Source organism: Burkholderia territorii (assembly GCF_902833055.1).
In the GTDB taxonomy this organism is placed as follows: domain Bacteria; phylum Pseudomonadota; class Gammaproteobacteria; order Burkholderiales; family Burkholderiaceae; genus Burkholderia; species Burkholderia territorii.
The window spans coordinates 1-23,681 of the sequence record NZ_CADFEJ010000025.1 but is presented as its reverse complement, the minus strand read 5'-3'; the positions used below and the strand labels follow the sequence as shown (position 1 = coordinate 23,681).

Below are 23,681 nucleotides of genomic sequence, written 5' to 3'. Positions count from 1 at the left end.
GTGAACCTGCTCGCACTCGACGACCTCTGCATCGCCTATGACACGCCGCACGGCCGCCGCACGGTGGTCGACGGGCTGAGCCTCGCACTGCCGCGCGGCGACATCGGCTGCCTGCTCGGCGCATCGGGCTGCGGCAAGACCACCGTGCTGCGCGCGATCGCGGGCTTCGAGCCCGTGCGCATGGGACGCATCGTGCTGGACGGCACGCCCGTCGCGGCGCCGTCGCTCGACGTGCCGCCCGAGCGGCGGCGCATCGGGATGATGTTCCAGGACTACGCGCTGTTCCCGCACCTGAGCGCGGCCGACAACGTCGCGTTCGGGCTGCGACGGTTGCCGAAGGCCGAGCGACGCGCGCGCGTCGCGGACATGCTCGAACTCGTCGGGCTCGCCGCTTCCGGCAGCGCGTATCCGCACGAGTTGTCGGGCGGCCAGCAGCAGCGCGTCGCCCTCGCCCGCGCGCTCGCGCCGTCGCCGGAGCTGCTGCTGCTCGACGAGCCGTTCTCGAATCTCGACGTCGATACACGCGAGCGTCTCGCGTTCGAGCTGCGCGACATCCTGAAGCGCACGGGTCACACCGCGATCCTCGTCACGCACAACCAGGCGGAAGCGTTCGCGATCGCCGACCGGATCGGCGTGATGAACGAAGGCCGACTCGCGCAATGGGACACGCCCTACGCGCTGCACCACCATCCGGCCAGCCCGTTCGTCGCGGAGTTCGTGCGCCGCGACGCGCTGGCGGACGAACGCGCCCGCGCGCTGTCGCGCGGCCGCTGACCGGGCGACGACGGCGCGTATCACCGGCGCGCATGCGCGGCACCGCTGCGCGCCGACGCGATCCGTTGCCGTCCCTTGCGCTATGCCGGCTCGGACAGGTCACGCACCGGCAGCGCGGTCGAATACTTGATCTGCTCCATCGCGAACGACGAGCTTACGTCGAACAGCGGCACCGCGCGGATCAGCTGCTTGTATACGCGATCGTAATCGTCGATGCCGGCCACCACGACCCGCAGCAGATAGTCGGTCTCGCCGCTCATCCGGTAGACCTCGACGACTTCCGGCATGTCGCGCACCGCCTGCGTGAAGCGCTGCGCCCATTCCTCCGTGTGCTGGTTCGTGCGGATCGCGACGAACACCGTCGTGCCGACACCGAGCTTGCGCGGATCGCACAGCGCGACCTGCGCGCGGATCGCGCCGGTTTCCTTGAGCCGCTGCACGCGCTTCCAGCACGGCGTCTGCGACAGGTTCACGCGCTGCGCGAGCTCGGCAATCGGCAATGTGGCATCTGCCTGCAACAGCTCCAGCAGCTTGCGATCGATGGCATCCATTTGCCAGGTCCCTCGTAGATAGAAATTTTTTCTATGCATCCTGCATGACGGGGAACAATATGGAAACCGCCGCGCGGCGTCGACCGGGATAAATACCAATCGGCCGGGAAGAAACCGCGCCACGCGCGCGCCCGGTGCGCGGCGATCCATCGATCATCGGCATACCAAACGAAACAGGCGATTCCACCGGTCGAGGTGGAATCGCCTGAAGTCGCGGCAGCTGCGCTGCCGGCTGGCCGCTCACGGCGAAGTGCGGCACCCGCACGCCGCCTTGCCGTGAGATCGCTCAATACGCGACCGTCGCGATCTCGCGCACGAAGCCGTGTTGCTCGAGCGCATCGACGAACGCGACCGCGTAGTCTTCCGCCGAGATCCTGCTGTTGCCCTCCGCGTCCACGATCAGCTTGCCCGCGCCCGTGCGGAACGTGCCCGTACGCTCGCCCGGCGCGATCAGGGCCGCCGGCGCGAAGAACGTCCAGTCGAGATCGGTGACCGTCTTCAGATAATCGAGCGCATCGCGGTGCGCGAGCGCGACCGCCTTGTACGCGTCCGGGAAACCTTCGGTGTCGACCAGCTGCTTGCCCGGCGCGACTTCGAGCGAACCGGCGCCGCCCACCACCACGAGCCGCTTCAAGCCCGCCTTCCGCGTGCTTTCGACCAGCGCCTTCGCCGCGGCGACGATCTTCGCGGGTTCGTCCTGCTTCTGGCTGTACGCGCTCGCGACCACGTCATGGCCCGGCAGCGCGGCCGCGATGCTGGCCGCGTCGAACAGGTCCGCCGCCTTCGCGGTGATGCCGTCGCCGGCCGCGCCCGGGTGGCGCGACAGCGCGGTCACGCGATGGCCGCGGCGCACGGCCTCCGCGGCGATGCGCGAGCCGATCATCCCGGTAGCGCCGAACAGGGCGATGTTCAAGGTACGTTGCGTCATGTCGATTTCTCCAGAAATAAAAAGTAACTACAGCGATTACATATAAGACCGAAAAAAACGGAGCAATGCTCCGTCGCGCCGGTTGCCGCGCGTGCGCGCCACCCGGCCGCTTGCCCTGCTTCATCCGTTGCCCGGGATCAGCCGCCCGTGCTGCCCGCCGGCCGGCTGCGTTGCTCCGATTCGAGCACGTCGGCCGTGACGTCAGCGAGCGTGCGCGTGGCAAGCGAGGCTTCCATCGCGCGCTGCGCGTCGCCGATATAGTCGATCAGCACGCCCTGGATATGCCGCCCGACGAGACACGCGGGATTCGGGGCCTCGCGATGCAGCGCGAACAGCTGCGCATCGTCGACCGCGCGATACACGTCGAGCAAGGTGATCTCGCGGGGCTCGCGCGCCAGCAGCGCACCGCCGCCCGCACCGAGCTGCGACGTGGTCAGCCCCGCGGCCGCCAGCATCGACAGCAGACGGCGAATCAGCGCCGGATTCGTGTTCACGCTACCCGCGATGATGTCGGACGACAGCGGCGCACCTTCCTGCATCGACAGCAAGGCAAGCACATGAACGGCAAACGCGAACCGGCTGCTGGTATTCATTCCCTACTCACTCGGTGACGCCGGCCCGGACGGCAGCCGGCGACAATGTGTAACCACTATAATTACATTTCGCGGATTCCGCAAGTGCCCGGTGCGCTTACTCGCCGCTGGCCGGCTTCGCACCCGGCGCGTTCTGCTGGCTCCACTGCTGGAGCTTCTTGCCGGCCTCCGCCATTTTCGCGCCCGCTTCCGAGGCCGCGTGTGCGACGACGGCGGACGCGGCCGCATCGATCTGCGCCTGCGCGGCCGATGCGAGACCGCTCGCGGACAGCGGCGGCACGGCCGAGGCCGCGCTCGCGAGGCCGGCCTTCGCGGCATTGATCTGCTGGTTGACGGTGCTCGCCACCTGGTCGAGCGCCTTGGCCGCGCTGTTCGCGGCATCGGCCGCCGCGCTCGCGGCCGTATCGGGTTGCGGGGCCGGCGTGCCGGACTTCTCGCAGCCTGCGAGCAACAGCACCGCACCGGCGGCCGCGGCCGCCAGCACCGAACCGCGCACGCGGCGTGCCGGCCAGGTCTTCATCTTCATCAGCGATCTCCGGCCGTGCGCTGCACGGCCTGCATGGTTGAACCAGCACCGATGATACCGCCTGTCGAACCGGGCCAATGACCACTCTCGATTAAAAATGCCTTTCAATTTCAGATTTGTCTGATTCAATCGCCGGCTTGCCGCCGCTAAAGTGGGCGGACTTCGATCCGCTCCGTCCGCTCCCCGTTCGTTCATGGCTTTCCTCATCGACTGGTTCATCGCGCTGGCCGCCGCGCTCGCCGCCACACTGTTCCTGAGCCTTCGCTCACCGGCCGCATCGCGCCTGCGGGCGGCCGGGCGCTCGCGCCGTCTGGCGTGCGCTCGCCTGCTCGCCCAGGCGGTCATCGGTTTCTGGACGGCCGCGCTGATCGTCACGCAAGGCATCCTGGGCCCCGACGGCGACGGCCAGTCGCACGCGGGCTTCGCCGCGCTCGCATTTGCCGCGCTCGGGCTCACCACCGTGGCCATCTACTGGTGCGCGTGCGCGCTGCGGCTGCGGCGCTGGCGCTTGCTGTTCTCCCACCGCTGACGCGCCAGACCGGTGCATCGCGACGCACCACGTCGCGCATCACGCGCACCAGTTGCGCACGTATCGCACCATGTGCGTGCAACCGGGACGGCTTCACGTCTTGTCCCGCCTGCCCCGCTACCGTGCACGCATCGCCGGCGTCGCGCACCGCGCGGCCTTCCGCACCACTTGTACGCATCCGTTCACCAACTTGGCTCGATATTTGCATTCCTTGCCCGTTTTTTGCGCAAGGAAGCCACGGCATGGATGGTCTGAAATCCGGCGTCGACACACTGTTCCTGTTGATCGGCGCCGTCATGGTGCTCGCGATGCACGCGGGCTTTGCATTTCTCGAGCTCGGCACGGTTCGCAAGAAGAACCAGGTCAACGCACTCGTGAAGATCCTGGTCGACTTCTCGGTGTCGACGCTCGCGTACTTCTTGATCGGCTACACGATCGCGTACGGCGTCGAGTTCTTCGACGACATCGGCACGCTGTCGCAGCACAGCGGCTATGCACTCGTGCGCTTCTTCTTCCTGCTGACGTTCGCGGCGGCGATTCCCGCGATCGTGTCCGGCGGGATCGCCGAGCGCGCGAAATTCAATCCGCAGCTCGTCGCGACGCTGATCATCGTCGGCTTCATCTATCCGTTCTTCGAAGGGATCGCATGGAACGAGCGCTTCGGCGTGCAGGGCTGGCTCACGCAGGCATTCGGCGCGCCGTTCCACGATTTCGCGGGCTCGGTCGTCGTGCACGCGTTCGGCGGCTGGGTCGCGCTGCCGGCCGTGCTGCTGCTCGGCGCACGCCACGGCCGCTATGCGAAGGACGGCCGGATCGCCGCGCACCCGCCGTCGAACATCCCGTTCCTCGCACTCGGCGCGTGGGTGCTCGCGGTCGGCTGGTTCGGCTTCAACGTGATGAGTGCGCAGACGCTCGACAAGATCAGCGGCCTCGTCGCCGTGAACTCGCTGATGGCGATGGTCGGCGGCACGCTCGCCGCGTGGATGGCCGGCCGCAATGACCCGGGCTTCACGTACAACGGCCCGCTCGCGGGGCTCGTCGCGGTCTGCGCGGGCTCGGACGTGATGCACCCGATCGGTGCGCTCGTCACCGGGGCGGCCGCCGGCGCGTTGTTCGTCGCGATGTTCACGTGCGTGCAGAACAAGTGGCGCATCGACGACGTGCTCGGCGTGTGGCCGCTACACGGGATGTGCGGCGCGCTCGGCGGCATCGCGGCCGGCGTGTTCGGGCAACCGGCCATCGGCGGCCTCGGCGGCGTGTCGTTCGTGTCGCAGCTCATCGGCACGCTCGGCGGCATCGCGATCGCCACCGCCGGCGGCACGCTCGTGTACGGCGTGCTGAAGGCGACCGTCGGCCTGCGCCTCGAGCGCGAAGCCGAATTCGACGGTGCCGACCTGTCGATCCACCGCATCTCGGCGACGCCCGAACGCGACTGAGTGTGACCAAGCGCCACTGAGCGCGAACGCGCGTCCGGCCGGCGTCCGGCAGCCCGCCTGCCGGACGCCCGGCGCATCATTACGTTTTCAATTCAAAAAACTTTCATCTAGCGTCCCTAAACTTCGGTCCAGTTTTCATCTCGCCTTCGCCATGCTTGCTGATCCCCTGCGTCGCGACAGGCCATTCTTCCAACATTCGAAACTGGACTCCACATGCCCGCGTTGCCCAATGCTTCCCGTCGTCAGGCCCTGAAGATCCTCGCCGGCGCGCCCATGCTGCCCCTCTCCGGCCTCGCGCTGCCGGCCCTGCTGACGGGCTGCGGCGGCGACGACAATCCGGCGGCGACGCCGGCCGCCGCCGCGTACACGTCGGCGGCGTTCTCGGCCATGGCCGCGCCCACGCTCGACAACGCGGCCGCGATGGCCACGACGACGGTCGGCTCGACGCTGTCGGTGTCGTTCTCGGACGGCTCGTCGCGCAACTTCAAGCTCGCGTACCGCCCGTTCTTCGTGACGGGCGACATGGTGCCGGACGGCAACGGCGGCACGACGCTCGCGGGCGGCTACTACGACATCAACAACCAGCCGATCATCGATCGCTCGGTGGCGGGCAAGGAGCGCCAGTTCTATTCGGACTGCCCGGACGGCAGCTCGCTGCTGACGCTGAAGAACGCGAACGTGGCCGGCGTGAAGGGCAACACGGTGTTCGCGGTCGTGCAGTTCGAGTACACGACGCGCGACCAGGCGAGCGCGTCGCAGTACGGCCAGCTGCCGTCGCCGATCGCGGTGATCACGCTCGACCAGGATCCGGCGAGCGGCGCGCTGAAGGTCGTCAAGTATCACAACGTCGATACGTCGAAGGCGCACGGCCTGTGGATCACGTGCGGCGCGAGCCTGTCGCCGTGGGGCACGCACCTGTCGAGCGAGGAATACGAGCCGGACGCGACGAAGGCCGCGACCGACGCGCAGTTCAAGGCATTCAGCAAGAACACGTTCGGCGACGAGACGAAGGCGAATCCCTATCACTACGGCCATCTGCCCGAGATCACGGTGAACCCGGACGGCACCGGCTCGGTGAAGAAGCATTACTGCCTCGGCCGCATCTCGCACGAGCTGATCCAGGTAATGCCGGACCAGCGCACGGTGATGATGGGCGACGATGCGACCAACGGCGGCCTGTTCATGTTCGTCGCGGACAAGGCGGCCGACCTGTCGGCCGGCACGCTGTACGTCGCGAAGTGGACGCAGACGTCGTCGGTCGGCGCAGGCAGCGCGACGCTCACGTGGATCCGGATCGGCCACGCGACGAGCAGCGAGATCGAGACGCTCGCGAACACGCTGAAGGCGTCGGACATCATGGACCTGACGACGACCGACCCGAACGACGCGAGCTACACGAAGATCCACTTCGGCGGCAAGTTCAACTGGATCCGCGTGAAGCCCGGGATGGAAAAGGCGGCCGCGTTCCTGGAGACGCACCGCTATGCGGCGCTGATCGGCGGCAGCATGGCGTTCACGAAGCTCGAAGGCACGACCGTCAACGCAAAGGACAAGATCGTCTACACGGCGATGTCGCGGATCGAGACGTCGATGGTCAAGGGCAACGCGGTGTCGCGCGACGTCGCGGTGGACAAGAAGATCGCCGCGGGCGCCGTCTATGCGCTGAACCTGAAGGCCGGCCAGCGCGACACGTCGGGCGGTGCGATCGACAGCGAATGGGTGCCGGTCGACATGAGCGCGCCGGCCGCGCTCGTCGGCGAGGACCTCGCCGCGGCCGATTCGCTCGGCAACCTCGCGAACCCGGACAAGATCGCGAACCCGGACAACCTGAAGTTCTCCGAGAAGCTGCGCACGCTCTTCATCGGCGAAGACTCGGGCATGCACGTGAACAACTTCCTGTGGGCGTACAACATCGACACGAAAACGCTCGTGCGCGTGCTGTCGTGCCCGGCCGGCGCCGAGTCGACGGGCCTGCACGCGGTCGACGAGATCAACGGCTGGACCTACATCATGAGCAACTTCCAGCACGCGGGCGACTGGGAGTCGCCGCTGCACGACAAGGTCAAGCCGACGCTCGATCCGCTCGTGCGCGCGAACTACAAGGACCGCTTCGGCGCGAGCGTCGGCTACCTGACGGCCGAGCCGACCAGCATCAAGCTCGCGAAGGGCTGAGCCCCCGGCCCGGCGTCGTCGGCCGGGCACCGCTTTCTTCTTCACGTTTCATTCGTCGGCGCTCCACGCCGTTTTACGCGCGATGCCCATTGCGGGCATCGCGCTTTTTTTCGTGCGGCCGCCGCGTCAATGCACGCCGACCGGGCGCTGGCCGGGCAGCGCGCCACCCGGAAAGCCGGACAGGCTCGCCGCACTGGCCGGCATCGCCGGGGCAGCCGCCGGTACGTCGGCGACCGGCGCGGACAGCCCCGGTGCGAGATACACGAACTTCCATTGCCGATAAGTCTCGGCGCCTTCGAAATCCCGGTATCGATCCGGAAATCCGGCGCGCTTGACCGTCGCGCCGTCCGAGCTGCTGTACACGCCGTAGAAACGGTCGGCCCGCCACAGGAACGACCAGTCGTTCTTGCCGCTGACCGGATCCGGATACGCGCGGCGCAGGTGATGCATGGGCTTCGCGAAACGGGTGTCTTCCAGCAGATCGTCGACCGTTTGCGGATACGCGCGCGTGAGCCGGTAATAGCTGACGATGGCCTTCCGGTACTGGTCGCCGACGAACAGCAGTTGCCGCTCCTGCTCGCGGCGGCGCTGCAGCGACCAGACATCCAGCGCGCCGGACAGCGCGATCGACATCAGCATCAGCGCGATCAGCAGCGCAAGCAGCACGAGCCCGCGCTGCCGCCCGCCGCGGCGCCGGGCATGCGGCGCGCGCACGACGCGGCGCCCGGCCGCGCTCATTTCGGCGCTCCGGGCGCATCCGTCGCCACGATGCCCGGCGGCACGCCTTGCGCGCTGCTCGCCGGCGCGACGTCGTACACGCCCGGCTTGGTCTCGTCCGGCGATGCAAGCGTCGCCCATTTGTCGTCGCCGTTCACGGGATCGACCGGCACCGCGCGCAAATAGTGCTTCGCGACCAGTTCGTCGAGCGTCTCGGGATACTGCCCGTTGTCGCCGTAATACTGGTCGATCGCATTGCGCATCACCGCGAGGTTCTGCCGCCTCACCTGCTCCTTGCCATGCTCGATGCTGTGCATGTAGCGTGGCACGGCCAACGTCAGAAGCAGGCCGACGATGGCCATCACGACCACGATTTCGATCAGCGTAAAGCCGCGGGTGCTGCGGATGCGAGCGGATTTCATGATGAACCGTCACCACTGTTTGTACGGAATGCCGTTGATGCCGATACGCGCCGATTTCGACGTGACGTCGAACACGTCCTTGCCCGGATCGATGCCGCCGGGCGGCCCGTCGGCCGCCTGATCGGGCGGCGTGCCGTATGCACGCACGTCCCAGGTGTCTGCGTCCGGCGTATCGGGGTCTCCGGTGAAGAACGGATCGCGCGGCACCCGGCGCAGGAACATCACCAGGCCGCCCTTCGGATCGCGGGCGTCTTTCACGCCCGTCACGAGCACGGTCAGCGACGGCGGATAGCCGGACGATTCGGCCTCCTTCTCGATCTTTCCCTCATCGCTCGCCTCCTTGTAAGCATCGAGCGCCGTGCGGATTTCGCGCAACGCGGCGCTCAACTCCTGCTCCTTCTGCCGCTGCACGAGCAGTTCGGAGAACGGCATGATCGCGAGCGCGAGGATCGCCACGAGCGCGAGCGTGACGACCATCTCGATCAACGTGAAACCGCGCAGGCCGATGCGGCCGGACCGAGGCGCTGCGTTGCGCGCGGCCACAGCTCACTTCCCGACCGGGCGAAGCGGGTTTTCGCTCGGAATGTCGCCCTCGGGCATCTGCAGCGTCGCGGGCGGGGCCGCCGGCGCGGCTGCCGGTGCGTTGGCCGTCGCGGCAGCCTGCTCGGCCGGCGCAGGCGACGCAACCGGCGTCACCGTGGTGCCCGGCGCGGGTGCGACTTCATTGCCCGCCGGTGCGCCCGGCGCGGTCGCGCCGCCGGCCGGCTGCTCCGCCGCCGCTGCCCCGCCCGCCGCGCCTGCCCCGGCGGCCGGCGCGGACAACGCCGGCTGAGGCCGCGAGAACCGCCCGCCGTACGGGTCGGGCGGCGGCGTCGTGCGCGGGGCGGCCGGCAGCTGCCCGAACGCGCCGCTCGCCGGCGACGGCTGCGCACGGTTCGCCGCGGCCTCCAGCGGCGACGGCGCCGCGCCACCCGAGGTGCCGCCGCCGACGCTGCCCGGAACGGGCTTCGCCTCAGGTGCCGTGGGTGCCGCCTCCGCGCTCAGCGTCACGGGATCGAGCCGCAACTGGTCGGCGTGCACGTTGACGTCGGTGCCCGACCACACTTCCTGCGTGTCCGCATCGGCCGCCACTTGCGGCCGGACGATATGCGGCGTGATCTGCAGCACGATCTCGGTCTTCTTGTGATCGCCGCCGTGATCCGAAAACAGCCGGCCGAGCACCGGCAACTGCCCGAGACCCGGCACCTTGTTCGCGTTGCGGCGGTCCTCGTCCGAAATCAGGCCGCCCATGATCTGCGTTTCGCCGTCGCGAAGCCGCAGGCTGGTCGACGCACTGCGCGTGCCGATCTGATAGGCGAGCGAGCTCAGCCCCTGCGAGTTGCCGCTCGAGATCGTGTTCGTGATGTTGCTGACTTCGAGATTCAGCTTGATGCCGACGTCGCCGTCGCGATAGACCTGCGGCTCGACCTCGAGCTTGATGCCCACGTCGAGGTACTGGATCATCTGCGTAAACGACGGGCCGCTGGTGCTCGGCGTGCTCGAACTCGAAATCACCGGCACCTTGTCGCCGATCATGATGCGCGCCTTCTCCTTGTTGCGCGCGCGGATGCGCGGGCTCGCAAGCAGGTTCGCGTCGGTATCGGTGAGCTTGAAGTCCGCGGTGGCCGACAGCCCGCTGACGTTCAGCGCATTGACGGGCAGATGGTGCAGCACGCCCCACGTATCGGCGGAGCTCGGTGTCGACACCGTAAACGAGTTCGGCCAGTTGATGCCGAGCTGCGACATCCGGTCATGCGAGACCTCCAGCACCTCGACCTCGAGCATCACCTCCGGTTCGGGCAAGTCCTGCGCGGAAATCATCTCCTCGGCGACCTTGATCATGTCCGGCGTGCCGCGGATCGTCACCGTGTTCGCGCGCTCGTCGATCACGGCCTCCTTCACCTTCAACAGGCTCTTCAGCAGCGACTGGATCTGCTTCGCGTCGACGTTCGACAACTGGAACGTGCGCACCTTGAGCTCCTGGTATTCGAGCTCCTTGGCAGGCGTCGCCGGGTAGATGAACAGCGTATTCGCGTTCATCTGCTTCTTGTCGAGCTGGTTCTGCAACAGGATCATGTCGACCGTGTCCTGCAGCGATGCGTTCTGCACGAAGATCGTCGTTTTCAGGTCGGCGCGCACGTCGCGATCGAAAATGACGTTCAGCCCGGACGTCCGCGACAACGCCTCGAATACCATCCGCACGTTCGCGTCGCGGAACTGCAGCGACACCGGGGTGCGCATGATCGACGACGACGCGAGCTTGTCGTCGCGCTCCGCGTGCTGCTGGCGTCGCTTTTCGTCGAGTTCGGCCTGCATCCGCGTCGCCATCGCATTGGCCGGGTCCTCGACCAGCACGCGATGCACGCGTTCGGCCGCCTGCGCATACGAGCCTCGCTTCATCATGCGATCGGTTTCTTGCAGAATCGCAAGATGCTTGCGGTCCTGGTCGATCATCGCGCCGATGCGCCGCGCGCGCTCGCTGGCCGGATCGAGCTGCTTCGCCATGTAGACCGAGCGCGCCGCGTCGTCGAATTCGTTCTGCTGGCGAAACGTGTCGGCGTTGTCGAGCAGCTGGTCGACCGCGTCGTTGCGCTCGTGGATGGCGTCGATCTTCACCTGCGCGTTGGTGGGGTCGTCGTGAAGATTCGGCACATGTGCACAGCCGCCGCAGGCAAGCAACGCCGCGGCAATCGCCAGCGCGCGTTTCGTCGCGCACCGGTGCGGCAATGCCTGTCGCGCGTCGACCGGGGCGGCGGACCAACGGCGTGTCGACCGGCCGCCCTCCCCGGTGCGGCGCGCATTCCGTGTACGTAGCGTTTCCATTTACTTTCCTTCTACTGGAATGGGCACCATCTGGGGCTGGTTCAACGGCAGATAGGTGAGCATCACATTCGACTCGGTCACCAAATCGACGCGATACTGACCATCGATCACATCGCCCGGCGACACGATCAGCAACTGATCGCCGTTGCCGAGAAACACCTGCGGCTTCGCCGCCTTGGGATCCTGCTGGCCGAGATAGACGAACGGCACCGGCGGCGCGGTCGGCGGCGCCGGCCGCGTCTCGGGCGGCGGCGGCACGACGGGCGGCGGCGGCAGCCACGACGACGCGGTGAACGGATCGTGCGCCGCGTCGACCGACACGGGCGCACGCAATGCGGCGAGCCGCTCCCGCGGTGTCGGCGGCGCATCGTGCGCCACTGGCACCGACGCGGGCGCGGACGCCGGCCGCGCACCGGCACGATGAACGATGCCCGGTGCGGCAGCCGGTGCCGGCTGCTGCATCGCCGCCACCAGCACGCGATATCCGGTACCGGCGAAGACCAGGCAACCGAGCACGAACGCAAGCCGCGTACGTGAAGCGGGCTTCATGACGGCGCAGATCATGGCTGGGCGCTCCGATAAACGAGTTCGAAACGCACCCGTGCATCGAGAATGCTGCTGCCCACTGCCGGGCGCTCGACGTGGATTTCCTGCAGCGCCGCGTTCGGTACGTGATTCAGCACCGACGCGAGAAAATGCCGGATCGCGCCGTACTCGTCCTTCACCGGCAGCAGCACCTGATAGCGCGAGAAGCGTGCGCCCGACTCGGTCGTCATCTGATACTCGGCGGACCCGAGTGCCAGATGGCTGTCGCGGGCCCGTTCGAAGATCGATGCGATGTCGTCCGCGCTTTGCGAGGCGGGCGGAAAAAGCGCGGGCAGCGCGTCGAGCGCCACCGCATCCGCCGCCGTGCCGCGCACCTCGGCGGGATGATGCCCGCGCGCGGCGCGCACGACGCCGGACGGCGCGAGCATCGCGCGCGTATCGGACTCGACGCCCGCGATCGCCGCATACGTGATACCCGCGGCGCCAAGCATCAGGACCCCGGCGAGCCCCGGCACACCGAATGCGCGCCGCCACTCGAAGCGAAGCGTGAGCAGGCGGTCCGCGAAACGATCGGCTTTCATGATTTTCTCCAGACGGCCGTGATCTGGAAACGCACCGGCTTGCCCGCCACGTTCTCCTCGACCAGATGACCGTTGAGCGTCGCCTCGCGCAACACGACGCTCGTCTGCAAGTACTTCAGGTACGCGATCATCGCGTCCGGATCCTTCGCTTCGGCCGTGATGCGAATCTGGCCCTGCGCCGGGTTCTGGTCGATGCCGATCAGCGCGACGTCGTGGCCGGGGTAGTCCTCGACGATCGAGAAGAGCGTCTGCCACGGCACGGTCAGTTCGCGCAGCACGGCCTGGCTCTGCTTTTCCGCGAGCCGCGCGGCCGCGCTCGGCGGCGGCTTCGCGACGTGCTGCTGCGCGAACACGCGATGCTGGACGACCGCCAGGCTCTCCCTGACGCGCTCGTTTTCCGCATACGCGTGCCAGAGCCGGACGGCGCACATGCCCCACAGCAACGCGGCGACGCCGAGCAGGATCGCCCCGCTCGTGCCGATGCGCGCACGGCGCCGGCAAAAATCGATGTCGAGCGTGCGGATCATGACGCGTACTCCAGCAACCGGCGCGCGGGCGAGCCGTCGAGCGCCGTGCGGCCCGGCAGGACGGCCGCGGCGAAGCGCGCATCGAACGGCCCGGCGTCCAGCTCGGCGCCCGACAGATAGACCGTGCACGCGTCGCACTTCAGTCCCGTGCGCATCGCCGAGCGCTCGAACAGTTGCTCGGCGAGCTCGGCAAGCCGCGACGCGTCGCCGGCCTCGCCCGGAAAGAGGCGCTGCGTGTCGTACGCGGCCCACTCGCCGCGCTCGATCATGACGGCCTGCAACAGCGCTTCGCCGACGACGAGCAGCATCGCGTCGCCGTCCGGCTTCACCGCGAACCGGTTGAGCGTCTCGGGGAGTGCCGCGCGCAGGCAGCGGATCCGCACGTCGCCGGATGCGCCCGTGCCCAGAATGCCGTCGTACAGCGTGCGCGGCAACGCGCTGGCGAAGAGCGCGCGGCCGCCCTGCCGCACGTCGACGCGCGCGACCAGCGACTCGGGGGCGACGCCGCACGTGTCGGCGAAATGCGCAAGCGCTATTTCCTCGAGCTCGCGTGCGTGCAGCGCGCGGAAGTCTCCGCGCAGGATCGCATGACAGCACCAGAAATCGTCGAGCACGACGTGCGCGCCGTGCGCCGGTGCCCGCTTCACGCCGCCAGCGGCGCCGCGCGTCGCAGCGAGCGCGGCCTGCAGCGCATCGAGCATCGCCGTCTCGCTGCCGAACTGCTCGTCGGGAATGACGATGCTCAGCGGATCGGCGACGAACGCGCGGCGGCCCGGCCGCCACGGCGCGCGCGACCGGATGCCGGCGACGATCTCGCGCGTGCCGACGCCGACGGCAACACGTTCATTCGACCATGGTGACACGATTGATCTCCTCGAGCGTCGTTTCACCGCGCCTCACCAGGTCGATCGCCGACGCCCGCAACGTCGTCATCCCGTAGCGCAGCGCCGCGGCCTTGATCTGCCCGAGCGGCGCGCGCTCGGACAGCAGCTGCCGCAGTTCGTCGTTCATGCGTAGCGCCTCCGCGATCGCCTGTCGGCCGCGATAGCCGCTGCCGCGGCACATCGCACACCCGGTGCCGCGGCGAAACAGATAGCTGCCTGCCGTATCCGGATCGATGCCCGAGCGGGCGAGCGCATCCGCATCCACCGGGTCGTCGTCGAGACAGTCCGGGCAGCACTGGCGCAACAGCCGCTGCGCGATGACCCCGTTCAGCGCCGATACGAAGCTGTACGGATCGACCTCCATGTTCGTGAACCGGCCGATCACGTCGAACACGTTGTTCGCATGCACGGTGGTGAACACCTGATGGCCGGTCAGTGCGGCCTGCACGGCGATCTGTGCCGTTTCGGGATCGCGGATTTCGCCGACCATGATCTTGTCCGGGTCGTGCCGCAGGATCGAGCGCAGGCCGCGCGCGAACGTCAGGCCCTTCGCCTCGTTGACCGGAATCTGCAGGATCTCGCCGAGCTGGTACTCGACCGGATCCTCGATCGTCACGATCTTCTCGAGACCGTTGTTGATTTCGGTGAGGATTGCGTAAAGTGTCGTGGTCTTGCCGCTGCCGGTCGGGCCCGTGACGAGCAGCATCCCGTACGGCATCGACGCGACCGACCGCATGAAGCGCGTGTCGGCCGGCTGGAACCCCAGTGCCTCGAGCGTCAGCCCGCCCGACGCCTGGGACAGCTGATAGCGGTCGAGAATGCGCAACACCGCGTCCTCGCCGAACTGATTCGGCATGATCGACACGCGAAAATCGATTTCGCGTCCCGCGTACATCGCCTTGAAGCGCCCGTCCTGCGGTATGCGGCGCTCGGCGATATCGAGCTCCGAGATCACCTTCACGCGCGACAGCACCTGGTCGGCGACGTCGCGGCCGTCCACCCGTCCCACCACCGTCAACACGCCGTCGACGCGGCACTTGATCATCAGGCCGGTCGCCCTGCATTCGAGATGGATGTCGCTCGCCAGCATCTTGAGCGCATCGTAGATCGTCGAATTGAGCAGGCGCACCACCGGGCTGTCGTCGCTGCTGATGCCCTGCAGCGTCAACGCGAGCGACGCCGGATCGGGCGCGCACTGGACCGGATCGTCGAACGCGAGCGAATCCATCGCGCGGATGTCCTTCTCGCGCACCGCAAGATACGCGCTCAGGTCGCCGGCGCTCGCCAGCGCCCATCGGTACGGCAGCGCCGGATGCGCACGCATCCGGTGTTCGACCCAGCCGCGCGTGCGGGCATCGAGCGGATCGGCGATCGCGAACACCAACGCGCCGCCGTCGGGATCGCGCAGGCACACGCAAAGACGCGCCATCGCCTCGACGAACGGCACGAGCTCGAAATCCGGCTCCAGCCGGTTCAGCTCGCGTATGCCGATCGCCTTCATCCGGAACTGCGTCGCGAGCCGCTCGCGCATTTCGTCGGCGCCCAGCGCCGTGTGCGCCGTCAACGCCTCGAGTGCGCGGATGCCGGACCCGTGGCGCTCGCCGAGTGTGCGAAGCAGGTCGCGCAGTCCGGCATCCGCGTCGGGACCGGGATCGGGTTCGAGGGGAGAAGTGACGGTGTCCACGCGCGTCTCCAGGACGGTCTACTGAATGCTCGACGCGATCTCGAAGATCGGCATGTACATCAGCACGACGATGCCGCCGATCACCACGCCGATCACGATCATCATCGCGGGTTCGATCAGTCGCGAAATCAGGTCGATCGTGCGTGACACCTGCGCTTCCTGGAACGCGGCGATCCGGTCGAGGACGGGCCCGAGCCCGCCGGTCTTTTCGGCCACCGTCAGCAGGCGATAGCCGATCGCGTCCGCGAGGCCGGCCTGTTGAAACGCTTCGGACACCTTCGCGCCGTTGCGGATCTGCTGCAGCGCGGCGGCAAGCGCAGCCTGGTCCGCGCGGCCGACGAGACCGCGCGCGAGGTCGAACGCGCGAATGGCGGGAATGCCGCCGTCGACCAGCATCGCGGTCGTGCGATAGAACTGCGATTGACGAAACACGCGGAAGTGTTGCCCGATGCCGGGCAGCGCCAGCAGACGGTCGGCAAGCCAGTTGCGCAGCGCCGGCCGCCGCAGCGCGACGCCCACGGCTACCGCGAGTGCAGCGAGGCCGCACGCGAGCCCGGCGCCGTGCGCGTGCACCATGCTGCCCCACGCCATCAGCAGTCGCGACATCAGCGGCAGTTCGCGTCCGCTGTGTTCGAGCAGCGTCGCGAAGCGCGGCACCACGAAACCGAGCAGGAACAGCACGACGGCCGCGCCGACGAACAGCAGCACCGTCGGATAGATCGCCGCCGACACGACCCGTGCGCGCAGCTCGCGCAGCGTCGCGCTGTTGACCGAATAACGCGTGAGGCTGTCGGCCAGGCCGCCGGTCTGCTCGCTGGCCTTCACGCACGCCACCAGCACCGGCGGAAAGATCGGGCTCGCGTGTTCGAGCGCCATCGACAGCGACTGCCCTTCCTCGAGATGCCGCAGCAGATCGCGATACACCTGTGCGGACGCTTCGCGCCGTGAGCTGCCGCCGAGCGTGCGCAATGCGTCGACGAGGCCGACGCCCGCATCCAGCAGCGCGGCCAGCTCGCGCGCGAACATGTCGACGTCGAAGCGCGCACGGGGCATGCCGAACCGGTTCGCGCCGCGCCGCTGCCGCGCGGCGTCCGCGCTGACCGACACGACGCGCAGGCCGCGCGCGCGAGCGAGCGACGCGGCGTTCGCCGGCGAATCGCTGTCGATCCGCAGCGTCTGCACCGAGCCGCCCGTATCGAATACCCGCAGCACGAATTTCACGTCGACTCTCCTTGCGGTCCGCTCACGTCGTGAACAGCACCCGCGCCTCTACCATGAAGAAATCGTCACGTTCTCGCCGGTACCGCCGCCGCGTCCGTCCTTGCCGAGCGAAAACAGGTCGTAGTCGCCGTGCTCGCCCGGCGAGCGATACTGATAAGGGCGATCCCACGGATCCACCGGAACGGACTTCTGCAGATACGGGCCGCTCCACCGCGATGCGTTTTGCGGCTTGTTCACGAGCGCATCGAGGCCTTCCTCGGTGGTCGGATACGAACCGACGTCGAGCCGGTATTGATCCAGCGCCTGGCCCAGCGACACGATCTGCGCGCGCGCGATCTTCACGTTCGACTTGCCGACCTGTTCGAAGTACCGTGGCGCGACGAGCCCCGCCAGCAAACCGATGATGACCATCACGACGAGCAGTTCGAGCAACGTGAAGCCGCGGCTCGCGAACGCGCGGCACACGCTTCGTCCGTCGCGCTGCCGCCGGCCCGGCCCGCCGGCCGGTATCGAGGACGATTCATGGCTCACGGCTTACCTCCCTGTATCGACCCGCGGCGTCGGCGTTGCCGAGGCCGTTGACTGCATTCTTGTTCACGCGGGAACGCGCCAGAAGTAGGGAGTGCCGTCCATCCCAATGGGTAAATCCCCCCCAGTTGAACCATGCGCGGATTGGGGGAAATTACACACGGTCGTCGTCGTTCAGCGCGAGCACGCCGATGTCGATCGCGAAGTGAACCAGGCCCGTCAGATTGGCAATACCGAGCTTGCGCATGAGATTGGCACGGTGCTTGTCCACGGTCTTCGGACTGACTTTCAGGCACTCGCCGACCTGCCGGCTCGTGTGCCCCTCCACGACCAGACGCAACACCGTGCGCTCGCGATTGGTCAGCGCGCTCCACAAGCGCGCGTTGTGCGCGTTCGGGTCGCGCGACCCGTGCAGGCCGGCACGGGCGCGATACGCGTCGAGGCTGACGACGCACTTGCCCTGCATCACGAAGCGCATCTCGCGCACCAGATCGGCGAACGGCGAGTCCTTGACCACGTAGCCGTCCGCACCGGCGGCGAAGGCATCGCCCACGTCGTTTTCGCTGTGATGAACCGTGAGGACGATGATCCGCGCATGCGGCACGTTGCGCTTGATCGTCGCGATCGCTTCGAAGCCGCTGCCGCCCGGCATCGACAGATCCATCAGGATCAGGTCGGGCCGGGTCTTCTCGGCGAGATGACAGGCCTCGACCCCGCCGCTCGCCGCGCCGACGATGCAATAGTCGGCCAGCTCGGAAACCAGATGACTCAGGCCGACGCGCAACAGATGCTGGTCCTCGACGACCAGCACGCGATGCTTGTTGTCCAATTTCGACGCTCCCTCGCGAAGACATGGCCCCTAGTTCGACGCGACGACGTCGCGATAGGCGGCGAGCAGCTCGGTGGGCGTCGCGAAACCGTCGATCCGCAGCCACGGCTGACCCGGCGCGGCACGCACGAACGTCACCGGCGTGTGGTTCATCTTGTCGCCGCGATACACGTTGAACGCGCGCTGCGCGGCCACGCTCGCATCGACGGTCCCGGTGTAGTGCTGCCATTCGGGGCCGGCGCCGAAGCGTGCCGCGTAGCTCCTGAGCCGCTCGGGCGTGTCCGCCTCCGGATCGATCGAGATCGACATGATGTGGACCTTGTCGCGGTCGGCGCCGAGTTCGCCCTGCAACTGCTCGAGCGTCTGGCTGATCATCGGGCAGATGGTCGTGCAGCTGGTGTAGACGAACGTCAGAATCACGGGCCTGCCGTCGTCGAGCTCCTTGACCAGCGAAACGGTCCGGCCGTCGTCGCGCACGAGCTGCACCGCCGGCGCCGCATACTGGACCATCGTGTGCACGGTGCCCGGCATCACCGCGTGATGCATGTGCATGCCGGCGGGTTCCGTCGCACTCTCGGTCTCGGGCATGCCGGCCTTGCCGGTCGCGTTATCGGCAGGCGCTGTCGGTGCGGGCTGGGCGGGCGCGTCGGTCGCGGGCGCCATCGCGGGTGCGGCAGCGGGCTCCTCGGCAGCGGCGGTCGCCGGCTCCATCGCATGATCCATTTCATGCTCGGCCGCCTGCGCCGGCGCGCTGCCGGCGGCGCTGTCATCGACGCTCTGCGTCACGTTTTCGGCAGGATGGTCGGCACCGTTGTGCATGTCCTTTCCCATCAGACTCTCGATGGCATCCGGCGCCGTGTTCTCCGTGGCGCTCGCGTTCGCCGCCGCGCTTTCGGCGGCCGCGCCGCCCGCATCGTCCATCGTGCCGCCATCGGACGCACACCAGGCCGGCGCCGCGACAAGCGCGACACCCGCGACCACGAATGCGCCCATCGTCGATCTGGCGATCCTGTTCATACGAGCCTCCATGACACGATTCAGGCAACAGACGATTCCGTGCCTCACGAATGCAGTGTCATGAATTTGCTCGCGAAGGTCATGGGATGACGCCCCCCAAAGGCCGGTAGGACATGCCCGCCCTGCACGATCTCCCGATGCGGGCGGCAGGTATTTCCCTATGAAGAACCCGCGAAATCCCCATGTTGCGGCCCGCGTCGGTCACGTCCTAGAATGACCGCAACCTTACGGTTTCCTGAAAACTGCGCGTCGGGAGCCGCCTCGGGAGCCACCATGACTGAACGCCAGCCCGAAGGACCACGGATCAGGCTGCTCGATCTGATCGATGCGATGCGCAGGCTGCGCAGTGCGCTTCGTCACGACGATCCGCGCGCGGCCGTCGTCACCGATGCGCGTGGCGCGGCGCTCGCCATTCTCGACGATGACGGCACCTTCGTATCGGTCAATCGCAGCGCCGCTGCGCTGTTCGGCTATACGAGCGCCGAGCTCGCGGGCCGGCAGCTGCTCGACATGGCGTCCGACGACGCGCGCGGCGCGCTGGCACACGAACTGTCCGCACACGCCGCGCTTCAGCCGCGTTCATTCACGGCGATGCTCAGCGGGCGCACCGGTCATCCCGCGCAATTCGTCATACATCAGCAGGCAGTGCCCGGTACTTCGCTGTCGCTGACGCTGTTCGAGGAACCGCCGGCGCCGGAGCCCGTTCGACGCGGCGCCGCGGCGAACGATGCGGGCGTGCACGCGTACCACACGTATCTGCTGATGGGCCAGCAGAAGGAACGCCATCGGCTCGCCGCGGAATTGCACGACGGGCTCGGCCAGGCGCTGACGCTCATCAAGCTGATGAATGAGGACGCGCTGATGCGGCTTCGTCGTGGCGAGATCGCCGACGCGACGAATCTGCTCGACGTCGGCGTGCTGCGGATCCGCGAGACGATCGCCGAAGTGCGCCAGATTTGCGGCGAACTGAACCCGCCGATGCTCGACCGGCTCGGCCTGCCGGCCTCGCTCGCGTCGCTGTGCCGCCGCATCGAGCGCGACGCGGGCCCGCTGTCGGTCGCATTCGACTGCGACGTCGACGACGACGACATTCCCGAGCACCTGAAGGCGGACATGTTCCGCGTCGCGCAGGAGGCACTGCACAACGTCGTCAAACATGCGCAGGCCACCGAAATCGTGCTCGGCCTGCGGCGCGATGCGGGCGGGTTGCTGCTGACGATCGACGACAACGGCGTCGGTTACGAGCGCCATCCGCTTGCGACGGACGACGCGCGCGCGGCGGGACTCGGCCTGATCGGCATGCAGCACCGCGTCGAGTCGCACGGCGGCACGTTCGCGATCCTGTCGTCCGCCACGGCCGGCACGCGCGTCTCGGCGACCTGGCCGCTCTGACACCGGCTGCGCTCAGCGCTTCGCACCGCCGGCGGGATAGCCGTCCAGCGGAGCGACGGCGTCGGGCGCGTGCATGCCGTCGCCGGCCGTGCTGGCCTGCACGTCCTCGACGTTCGGCTCCGCGCATTTCGCCGCGAGCGTGGTCAAGAGACCCATGTTCATCGCGACAAGCACCAGTTCCGTCAGATTCGCGAGATGGAGCTTGTGCATCATGCTCGCCCGGTACTTCTCGATCGTCTTCGGGCTCAGGCTCAGGTACAGACCGACCTGTCGGTTCGTGCGCCCTTCCGCGATCAGCTTCAGTACGCTGCGTTCGCGCGCGGTCAGGACGTCCCACGCCTTCTTGGGCGCGGGCGTCTCGCGGCCGGTCACGAACGAGTCGACCATGTAGCCATACACGTCCGCGCTCAGGTGCCGCTTTCCCTGCATGACCATGCGCATCGCAAGCAGCAATTCGTCGAACGAAACGTCCTTGAGCACGTAGCCGTCGACACCTGCGCGCAGCGCCTCGCGCACGTATTCTTCGTTCTGATGCACGGTGAGTACGACGATCCGGATCGTCGGTGTGCGCCGCTTGATCGTTGCACTCGCATCGATACCGTTCATCCCGCGCATCGACAGATCCATCAGGACCAGGTCCGGCGCGAGCGTCATCGCCAGGTGACATGCTTCCTTGCCGTCCCGCGCTTCGCCGACGACTTCGTAATCGCCTTGAGCGGAAAGCATCGACCGTAGCCCGTTTCTCAGCAGATCGTGATCCTCTGCGATCATTACGCGATATTGTGTGTTCACGACTTCCCCCAAGTTTTCCCGCGCTTGCACCACGCCGGTTCTCGACGCCTCGTTTGCACGGTGCCGGACGATTTTTTCGCTGTTGTGCGCTGTCCGGTCTGGCGGCCCCGTCTCGCGAGCGACGGGCCACGCCCGTGCTGCGAGCAAGGATCGCGCCACCGCGCGACGCGCGAGCGCACGCGCCGGACAAGCGCCTGAGAAAACGTGTGAAAGCGGCTGGAATGTTGCAGGCATGAATCGATTCGACGTCGCGTGGCGCATTGGTAGGACTACGGATGGCGGGACTATCCGAACGCTTCCGCCCCGCGCGGAACGATTCATTCCGCAACGACGGCCGCATTGAGCAGAAAACAACTTTTCCGCGTAAGGATCGTCAACTTCGCCCGGTTACCGAGCACTACCGACGATTACTTGTGTAACAGTTTTGCAGCGCGGCATCCGGGTATCTCTTCACGCATCGAAGTGTAGGAGGTCGCCCCATTGTCGAGCCGATGCACCGGCCACGACAATGCAGGTGCAGGAGGCCAGACAGATGCACCGCCGCCCTTCATCCGGACTGGGAACAGCGCTCGTTGCCGCATGCGTGGGAATCGGCTCGGCATGGTCGTGCGCGGCCCATGCGCAGATCTACGGCACGGTGGCCAGCAATGGCGTAATCGTCCTGACCAACGAACCCGGCACGGCCAATCTGAAAGTGATCGTTGCGGCCGCCGATCCGGCCGCATCGGCCCGGTCGACCGCGAAGCATGCCGCGTCGAAATCGGCGGTCGCGGCGTCGTTCGCCGACGTGATCGCCGAGGCAAGCCGCGCATTCAATGTTCCGCCCGAGCTCCTTCGCGCGGTGATCGACGTCGAATCGGGCTACAACCCGAAGGCGGTCTCCGACAAAGGCGCACTCGGACTCATGCAGTTGATGCCGGACACGGCACGCCGCTTCTCGGGCGGCGACATGTTCGACCCGCGCGACAACGTGCTGACCGGCGCGCGGTATCTTCGCTTTCTGCTCAACCTGTTCAAGGAAAACGTCGAGCTCACGCTCGCTGCCTACAATGCCGGCGAGAACGCCGTGATTCGGGCCGGTTATCGCATCCCGTCGTCGCCGCAGACGCGTGACTACGTGCCGCGCGTACTTGCGCGCTACAAGCGGCTCCTCGCCGCGAATTGACGCCCATGCGCCGCGTGACGCCGTCGGCGACGCGCGTGCGATTCGCCGCCGACACTGTCGGGCGATGACGTGCAGCCGCGCACGGCGGCCGGCATCACGCCGGCCGACGCGTCGACGAAACGATCAGGGAAATGCCGGGATGGCCGGATCCTCGCCCTGCAGGTGCGCATCCGAATGGCGAAGCCTGATCGCGTCTTCGATCTCGTGAACGCGGTCGGTCGGAACGTCGATCATCATCAGTAATTCGCCGTGCTCGATGCCGTCCTCGAAACGCTTCAGGCGCGTGCTCGGCACGTCCACGCCGATCATCGTCGCGACCCACGCGCCGAAGGCCGCGCCGAACAGCGTGATCGCCACCACGATGCCGCCGCCGATCGGCAAGCCGTCGGGCGGGAACAGCAGCACGAGCAGCCCGAGCAACATGCCCGTCCCGAAGCCGACCGCCGTGCCGCGCGCGAGCGACGGCAGCATGTCGCTGCGCTGCGCGAGCGTGGCCGCCGGCAGCCCGTCGCGCATCACGTCATGATTGGCGAGGCAATGGATATGTCGCCACTCGATTCGCATCGACAACAGTTCGCCGACGATCGACTGCGCGCATTGCGCCGTCGGCAGCAGAAAATAGACCCTTCTCATGGCAGTTCCTCCTACGTCACCGCGCAATGCGGCGATACCCGCTTCAGACATTCTCGTTCGGTGCGTATCCGGCTTGTAGTGGTAATGCCCGCCGAAGTGCATGGGTGGAACACGGTAGGAGACCGCGCGGTTTTAGAGCTGCCCGTAGCTGTGCAGCCCCGACAGGAACATGTTGACGCCGAGGAACGCGAACGTCGTCACGAGCAGGCCCGTGAGCGCCCACCACGCGGCGACCGCGCCGCGCAGCCCCTTCATCAGGCGCATGTGCAGCCAGGCCGCGTAGTTGAGCCACACGATCAGCGCCCAGGTTTCCTTCGGATCCCAGCTCCAGTAGCCGCCCCAGGCTTCGGCCGCCCACAGTGCGCCGAGGAT

26 protein-coding genes are annotated in these 23,681 nt (G+C 67.4%); 6 read left to right on the top strand and 20 right to left on the bottom strand.

The features are described 5' to 3' along the window. Positions 1-774, top strand: a complete 774-nt coding sequence (locus HW466_RS27650) for an ABC transporter ATP-binding protein (protein WP_151007205.1) — start codon at positions 1-3, stop codon at positions 772-774. Between the two features lie 80 nt (positions 775-854). Here the strand turns inward: HW466_RS27650 and HW466_RS27645 are convergent, their stop codons facing one another. The 4 genes from HW466_RS27645 to HW466_RS27630 all read right to left on the bottom strand — a co-directional run bounded on the left by HW466_RS27645 (position 855) and on the right by HW466_RS27630 (position 3,372). After that, the gene (locus HW466_RS27645) at positions 855-1,325 is read right to left on the bottom strand and encodes an Lrp/AsnC family transcriptional regulator (RefSeq protein ID WP_006754321.1); all 471 of its coding nucleotides are present in this window, start codon (positions 1,323-1,325) and stop codon (positions 855-857) included. A 286-nt stretch (positions 1,326-1,611) separates the two neighbouring features. Next, the gene (locus tag HW466_RS27640; RefSeq protein WP_059769858.1) at positions 1,612-2,253 is read right to left on the bottom strand and encodes an NAD(P)-dependent oxidoreductase; all 642 of its coding nucleotides are present in this window, start codon (positions 2,251-2,253) and stop codon (positions 1,612-1,614) included. Positions 2,254-2,390: 137 nt separating this feature from the next. Next, on the bottom strand, positions 2,391-2,846 hold the full coding sequence (locus HW466_RS27635) for an Rrf2 family transcriptional regulator (protein ID WP_059769860.1): 456 nt from the start codon (positions 2,844-2,846) through the stop codon (positions 2,391-2,393). Between the two features lie 97 nt (positions 2,847-2,943). Beyond that, positions 2,944-3,372: a BCAL1086 family glycoprotein gene (locus HW466_RS27630; protein ID WP_059449433.1), complete on the bottom strand. Its 429-nt coding sequence runs from the start codon at positions 3,370-3,372 to the stop codon at positions 2,944-2,946. Positions 3,373-3,565: 193 nt separating this feature from the next. Between HW466_RS27630 and HW466_RS27625 the strand changes: the two genes are divergently transcribed. From HW466_RS27625 to HW466_RS27615, 3 genes are all read left to right on the top strand, one after another. Then, entirely contained in the window at positions 3,566-3,901 is a 336-nt protein-coding gene (locus tag HW466_RS27625) for a hypothetical protein (RefSeq protein ID WP_059797905.1), read from the top strand. Positions 3,902-4,143: 242 nt separating this feature from the next. Then, positions 4,144-5,337: an ammonium transporter gene (locus tag HW466_RS27620; RefSeq protein WP_151006822.1), complete on the top strand. Its 1,194-nt coding sequence runs from the start codon at positions 4,144-4,146 to the stop codon at positions 5,335-5,337. 213 nt (positions 5,338-5,550) lie between these two features. After that, a complete protein-coding gene (locus HW466_RS27615; protein ID WP_174905966.1) occupies positions 5,551-7,509 on the top strand; it encodes a PhoX family protein in 1,959 nt (652 codons plus the stop codon). Positions 7,510-7,635: 126 nt separating this feature from the next. Here the strand turns inward: HW466_RS27615 and HW466_RS27610 are convergent, their stop codons facing one another. The 13 genes from HW466_RS27610 to HW466_RS32010 form a co-directional block, all read right to left on the bottom strand. After that, entirely contained in the window at positions 7,636-8,247 is a 612-nt protein-coding gene (locus HW466_RS27610; RefSeq protein WP_174905967.1) for a type II secretion system protein, read from the bottom strand. Beyond that, a complete protein-coding gene (locus HW466_RS27605) occupies positions 8,244-8,648 on the bottom strand; it encodes a type II secretion system protein (RefSeq protein WP_059789978.1) in 405 nt (134 codons plus the stop codon). The genes HW466_RS27610 and HW466_RS27605 overlap by 4 nt, the downstream gene beginning before the upstream one ends. A gap of 9 nt (positions 8,649-8,657) precedes the next feature. Beyond that, on the bottom strand, positions 8,658-9,191 hold the full coding sequence (locus HW466_RS27600) for a type II secretion system protein (protein WP_151007235.1): 534 nt from the start codon (positions 9,189-9,191) through the stop codon (positions 8,658-8,660). Between the two features lie 3 nt (positions 9,192-9,194). Next, complete coding sequence (locus tag HW466_RS27595) at positions 9,195-11,510, bottom strand: type IV pilus secretin PilQ (protein WP_176316119.1); 2,316 nt, start codon at positions 11,508-11,510, stop codon at positions 9,195-9,197. Continuing rightward, positions 11,511-12,074 carry a hypothetical protein gene (locus HW466_RS27590; protein ID WP_174905841.1) on the bottom strand — a complete coding sequence of 188 codons (564 nt, stop codon included), beginning with the start codon at positions 12,072-12,074 and terminating at the stop codon, positions 11,511-11,513. Continuing rightward, positions 12,071-12,637 (bottom strand): hypothetical protein, encoded by a 567-nt coding sequence (locus HW466_RS27585; RefSeq protein WP_174905842.1) that lies wholly within the window; start codon positions 12,635-12,637, stop codon positions 12,071-12,073. Before HW466_RS27585 ends, HW466_RS27590 begins: the two co-directional genes overlap by 4 nt. Then, positions 12,634-13,164: a hypothetical protein gene (locus tag HW466_RS27580; RefSeq protein ID WP_151007327.1), complete on the bottom strand. Its 531-nt coding sequence runs from the start codon at positions 13,162-13,164 to the stop codon at positions 12,634-12,636. The genes HW466_RS27585 and HW466_RS27580 overlap by 4 nt, the downstream gene beginning before the upstream one ends. After that, on the bottom strand, positions 13,161-14,027 hold the full coding sequence (locus HW466_RS27575; protein ID WP_174905843.1) for a hypothetical protein: 867 nt from the start codon (positions 14,025-14,027) through the stop codon (positions 13,161-13,163). Before HW466_RS27575 ends, HW466_RS27580 begins: the two co-directional genes overlap by 4 nt. After that, the gene (locus tag HW466_RS27570; protein WP_151006832.1) at positions 14,008-15,732 is read right to left on the bottom strand and encodes a GspE/PulE family protein; all 1,725 of its coding nucleotides are present in this window, start codon (positions 15,730-15,732) and stop codon (positions 14,008-14,010) included. Before HW466_RS27570 ends, HW466_RS27575 begins: the two co-directional genes overlap by 20 nt. Before the next feature lie 18 nt (positions 15,733-15,750). Beyond that, positions 15,751-16,953 carry a type II secretion system F family protein gene (locus HW466_RS27565; protein WP_060121497.1) on the bottom strand — a complete coding sequence of 401 codons (1,203 nt, stop codon included), beginning with the start codon at positions 16,951-16,953 and terminating at the stop codon, positions 15,751-15,753. Positions 16,954-17,001: 48 nt separating this feature from the next. Continuing rightward, entirely contained in the window at positions 17,002-17,418 is a 417-nt protein-coding gene (gspG, locus tag HW466_RS27560) for a type II secretion system major pseudopilin GspG (protein ID WP_059545947.1), read from the bottom strand. A 217-nt stretch (positions 17,419-17,635) separates the two neighbouring features. After that, positions 17,636-18,310 carry a response regulator gene (locus tag HW466_RS27555; protein WP_151006900.1) on the bottom strand — a complete coding sequence of 225 codons (675 nt, stop codon included), beginning with the start codon at positions 18,308-18,310 and terminating at the stop codon, positions 17,636-17,638. A gap of 30 nt (positions 18,311-18,340) precedes the next feature. After that, a complete protein-coding gene (locus tag HW466_RS32010; protein ID WP_151006902.1) occupies positions 18,341-18,898 on the bottom strand; it encodes an SCO family protein in 558 nt (185 codons plus the stop codon). A 702-nt stretch (positions 18,899-19,600) separates the two neighbouring features. On the opposite strand from HW466_RS32010, the gene HW466_RS27545 reads away from it, so the two are divergent. Further along, positions 19,601-20,719 carry a sensor histidine kinase gene (locus HW466_RS27545; protein ID WP_151003625.1) on the top strand — a complete coding sequence of 373 codons (1,119 nt, stop codon included), beginning with the start codon at positions 19,601-19,603 and terminating at the stop codon, positions 20,717-20,719. 12 nt (positions 20,720-20,731) lie between these two features. Here HW466_RS27545 and HW466_RS27540 read toward each other — a convergent pair whose 3' ends face one another. After that, a complete protein-coding gene (locus tag HW466_RS27540; RefSeq protein ID WP_151003627.1) occupies positions 20,732-21,511 on the bottom strand; it encodes a response regulator in 780 nt (259 codons plus the stop codon). Positions 21,512-22,043: 532 nt separating this feature from the next. On the opposite strand from HW466_RS27540, the gene HW466_RS27535 reads away from it, so the two are divergent. Continuing rightward, the gene (locus HW466_RS27535) at positions 22,044-22,676 is read left to right on the top strand and encodes a lytic transglycosylase domain-containing protein (protein ID WP_174905854.1); all 633 of its coding nucleotides are present in this window, start codon (positions 22,044-22,046) and stop codon (positions 22,674-22,676) included. A gap of 123 nt (positions 22,677-22,799) precedes the next feature. On the opposite strand, the gene HW466_RS27530 is transcribed toward HW466_RS27535, so the two are convergent. Next, positions 22,800-23,309 carry a hypothetical protein gene (locus HW466_RS27530; RefSeq protein WP_060348635.1) on the bottom strand — a complete coding sequence of 170 codons (510 nt, stop codon included), beginning with the start codon at positions 23,307-23,309 and terminating at the stop codon, positions 22,800-22,802. A 132-nt stretch (positions 23,310-23,441) separates the two neighbouring features. Then, positions 23,442-23,681 (bottom strand): cytochrome c biogenesis protein CcsA (gene ccsA / locus HW466_RS27525; protein ID WP_176316118.1); only part of this gene is annotated, 240 nt, incomplete at its 5' end.

Coding starts and splice junctions, on each gene's coding strand:
- HW466_RS27645 (WP_006754321.1), bottom strand. CDS start 1,325: ATGGATGCCATCGATCGCAAGCTGCTGGAGCTGTTGCAGGCAGATGCC.
- HW466_RS27585 (WP_174905842.1), bottom strand. CDS start 12,637: ATGAAAGCCGATCGTTTCGCGGACCGCCTGCTCACGCTTCGCTTCGAG.
- HW466_RS27610 (WP_174905967.1), bottom strand. CDS start 8,247: ATGAGCGCGGCCGGGCGCCGCGTCGTGCGCGCGCCGCATGCCCGGCGC.
- HW466_RS27590 (WP_174905841.1), bottom strand. CDS start 12,074: ATGATCTGCGCCGTCATGAAGCCCGCTTCACGTACGCGGCTTGCGTTC.
- HW466_RS27545 (WP_151003625.1), top strand. CDS start 19,601: ATGACTGAACGCCAGCCCGAAGGACCACGGATCAGGCTGCTCGATCTG.
- HW466_RS27635 (WP_059769860.1), bottom strand. CDS start 2,846: ATGAATACCAGCAGCCGGTTCGCGTTTGCCGTTCATGTGCTTGCCTTG.
- HW466_RS32010 (WP_151006902.1), bottom strand. CDS start 18,898: ATGCCCGAGACCGAGAGTGCGACGGAACCCGCCGGCATGCACATGCAT.
- HW466_RS27625 (WP_059797905.1), top strand. CDS start 3,566: ATGGCTTTCCTCATCGACTGGTTCATCGCGCTGGCCGCCGCGCTCGCC.
- HW466_RS27530 (WP_060348635.1), bottom strand. CDS start 23,309: ATGAGAAGGGTCTATTTTCTGCTGCCGACGGCGCAATGCGCGCAGTCG.
- HW466_RS27630 (WP_059449433.1), bottom strand. CDS start 3,372: ATGAAGATGAAGACCTGGCCGGCACGCCGCGTGCGCGGTTCGGTGCTG.
- HW466_RS27580 (WP_151007327.1), bottom strand. CDS start 13,164: ATGATCCGCACGCTCGACATCGATTTTTGCCGGCGCCGTGCGCGCATC.
- HW466_RS27615 (WP_174905966.1), top strand. CDS start 5,551: ATGCCCGCGTTGCCCAATGCTTCCCGTCGTCAGGCCCTGAAGATCCTC.
- HW466_RS27620 (WP_151006822.1), top strand. CDS start 4,144: ATGGATGGTCTGAAATCCGGCGTCGACACACTGTTCCTGTTGATCGGC.
- HW466_RS27595 (WP_176316119.1), bottom strand. CDS start 11,510: ATGGAAACGCTACGTACACGGAATGCGCGCCGCACCGGGGAGGGCGGC.
- HW466_RS27535 (WP_174905854.1), top strand. CDS start 22,044: ATGCACCGCCGCCCTTCATCCGGACTGGGAACAGCGCTCGTTGCCGCA.
- HW466_RS27640 (WP_059769858.1), bottom strand. CDS start 2,253: ATGACGCAACGTACCTTGAACATCGCCCTGTTCGGCGCTACCGGGATG.
- HW466_RS27605 (WP_059789978.1), bottom strand. CDS start 8,648: ATGAAATCCGCTCGCATCCGCAGCACCCGCGGCTTTACGCTGATCGAA.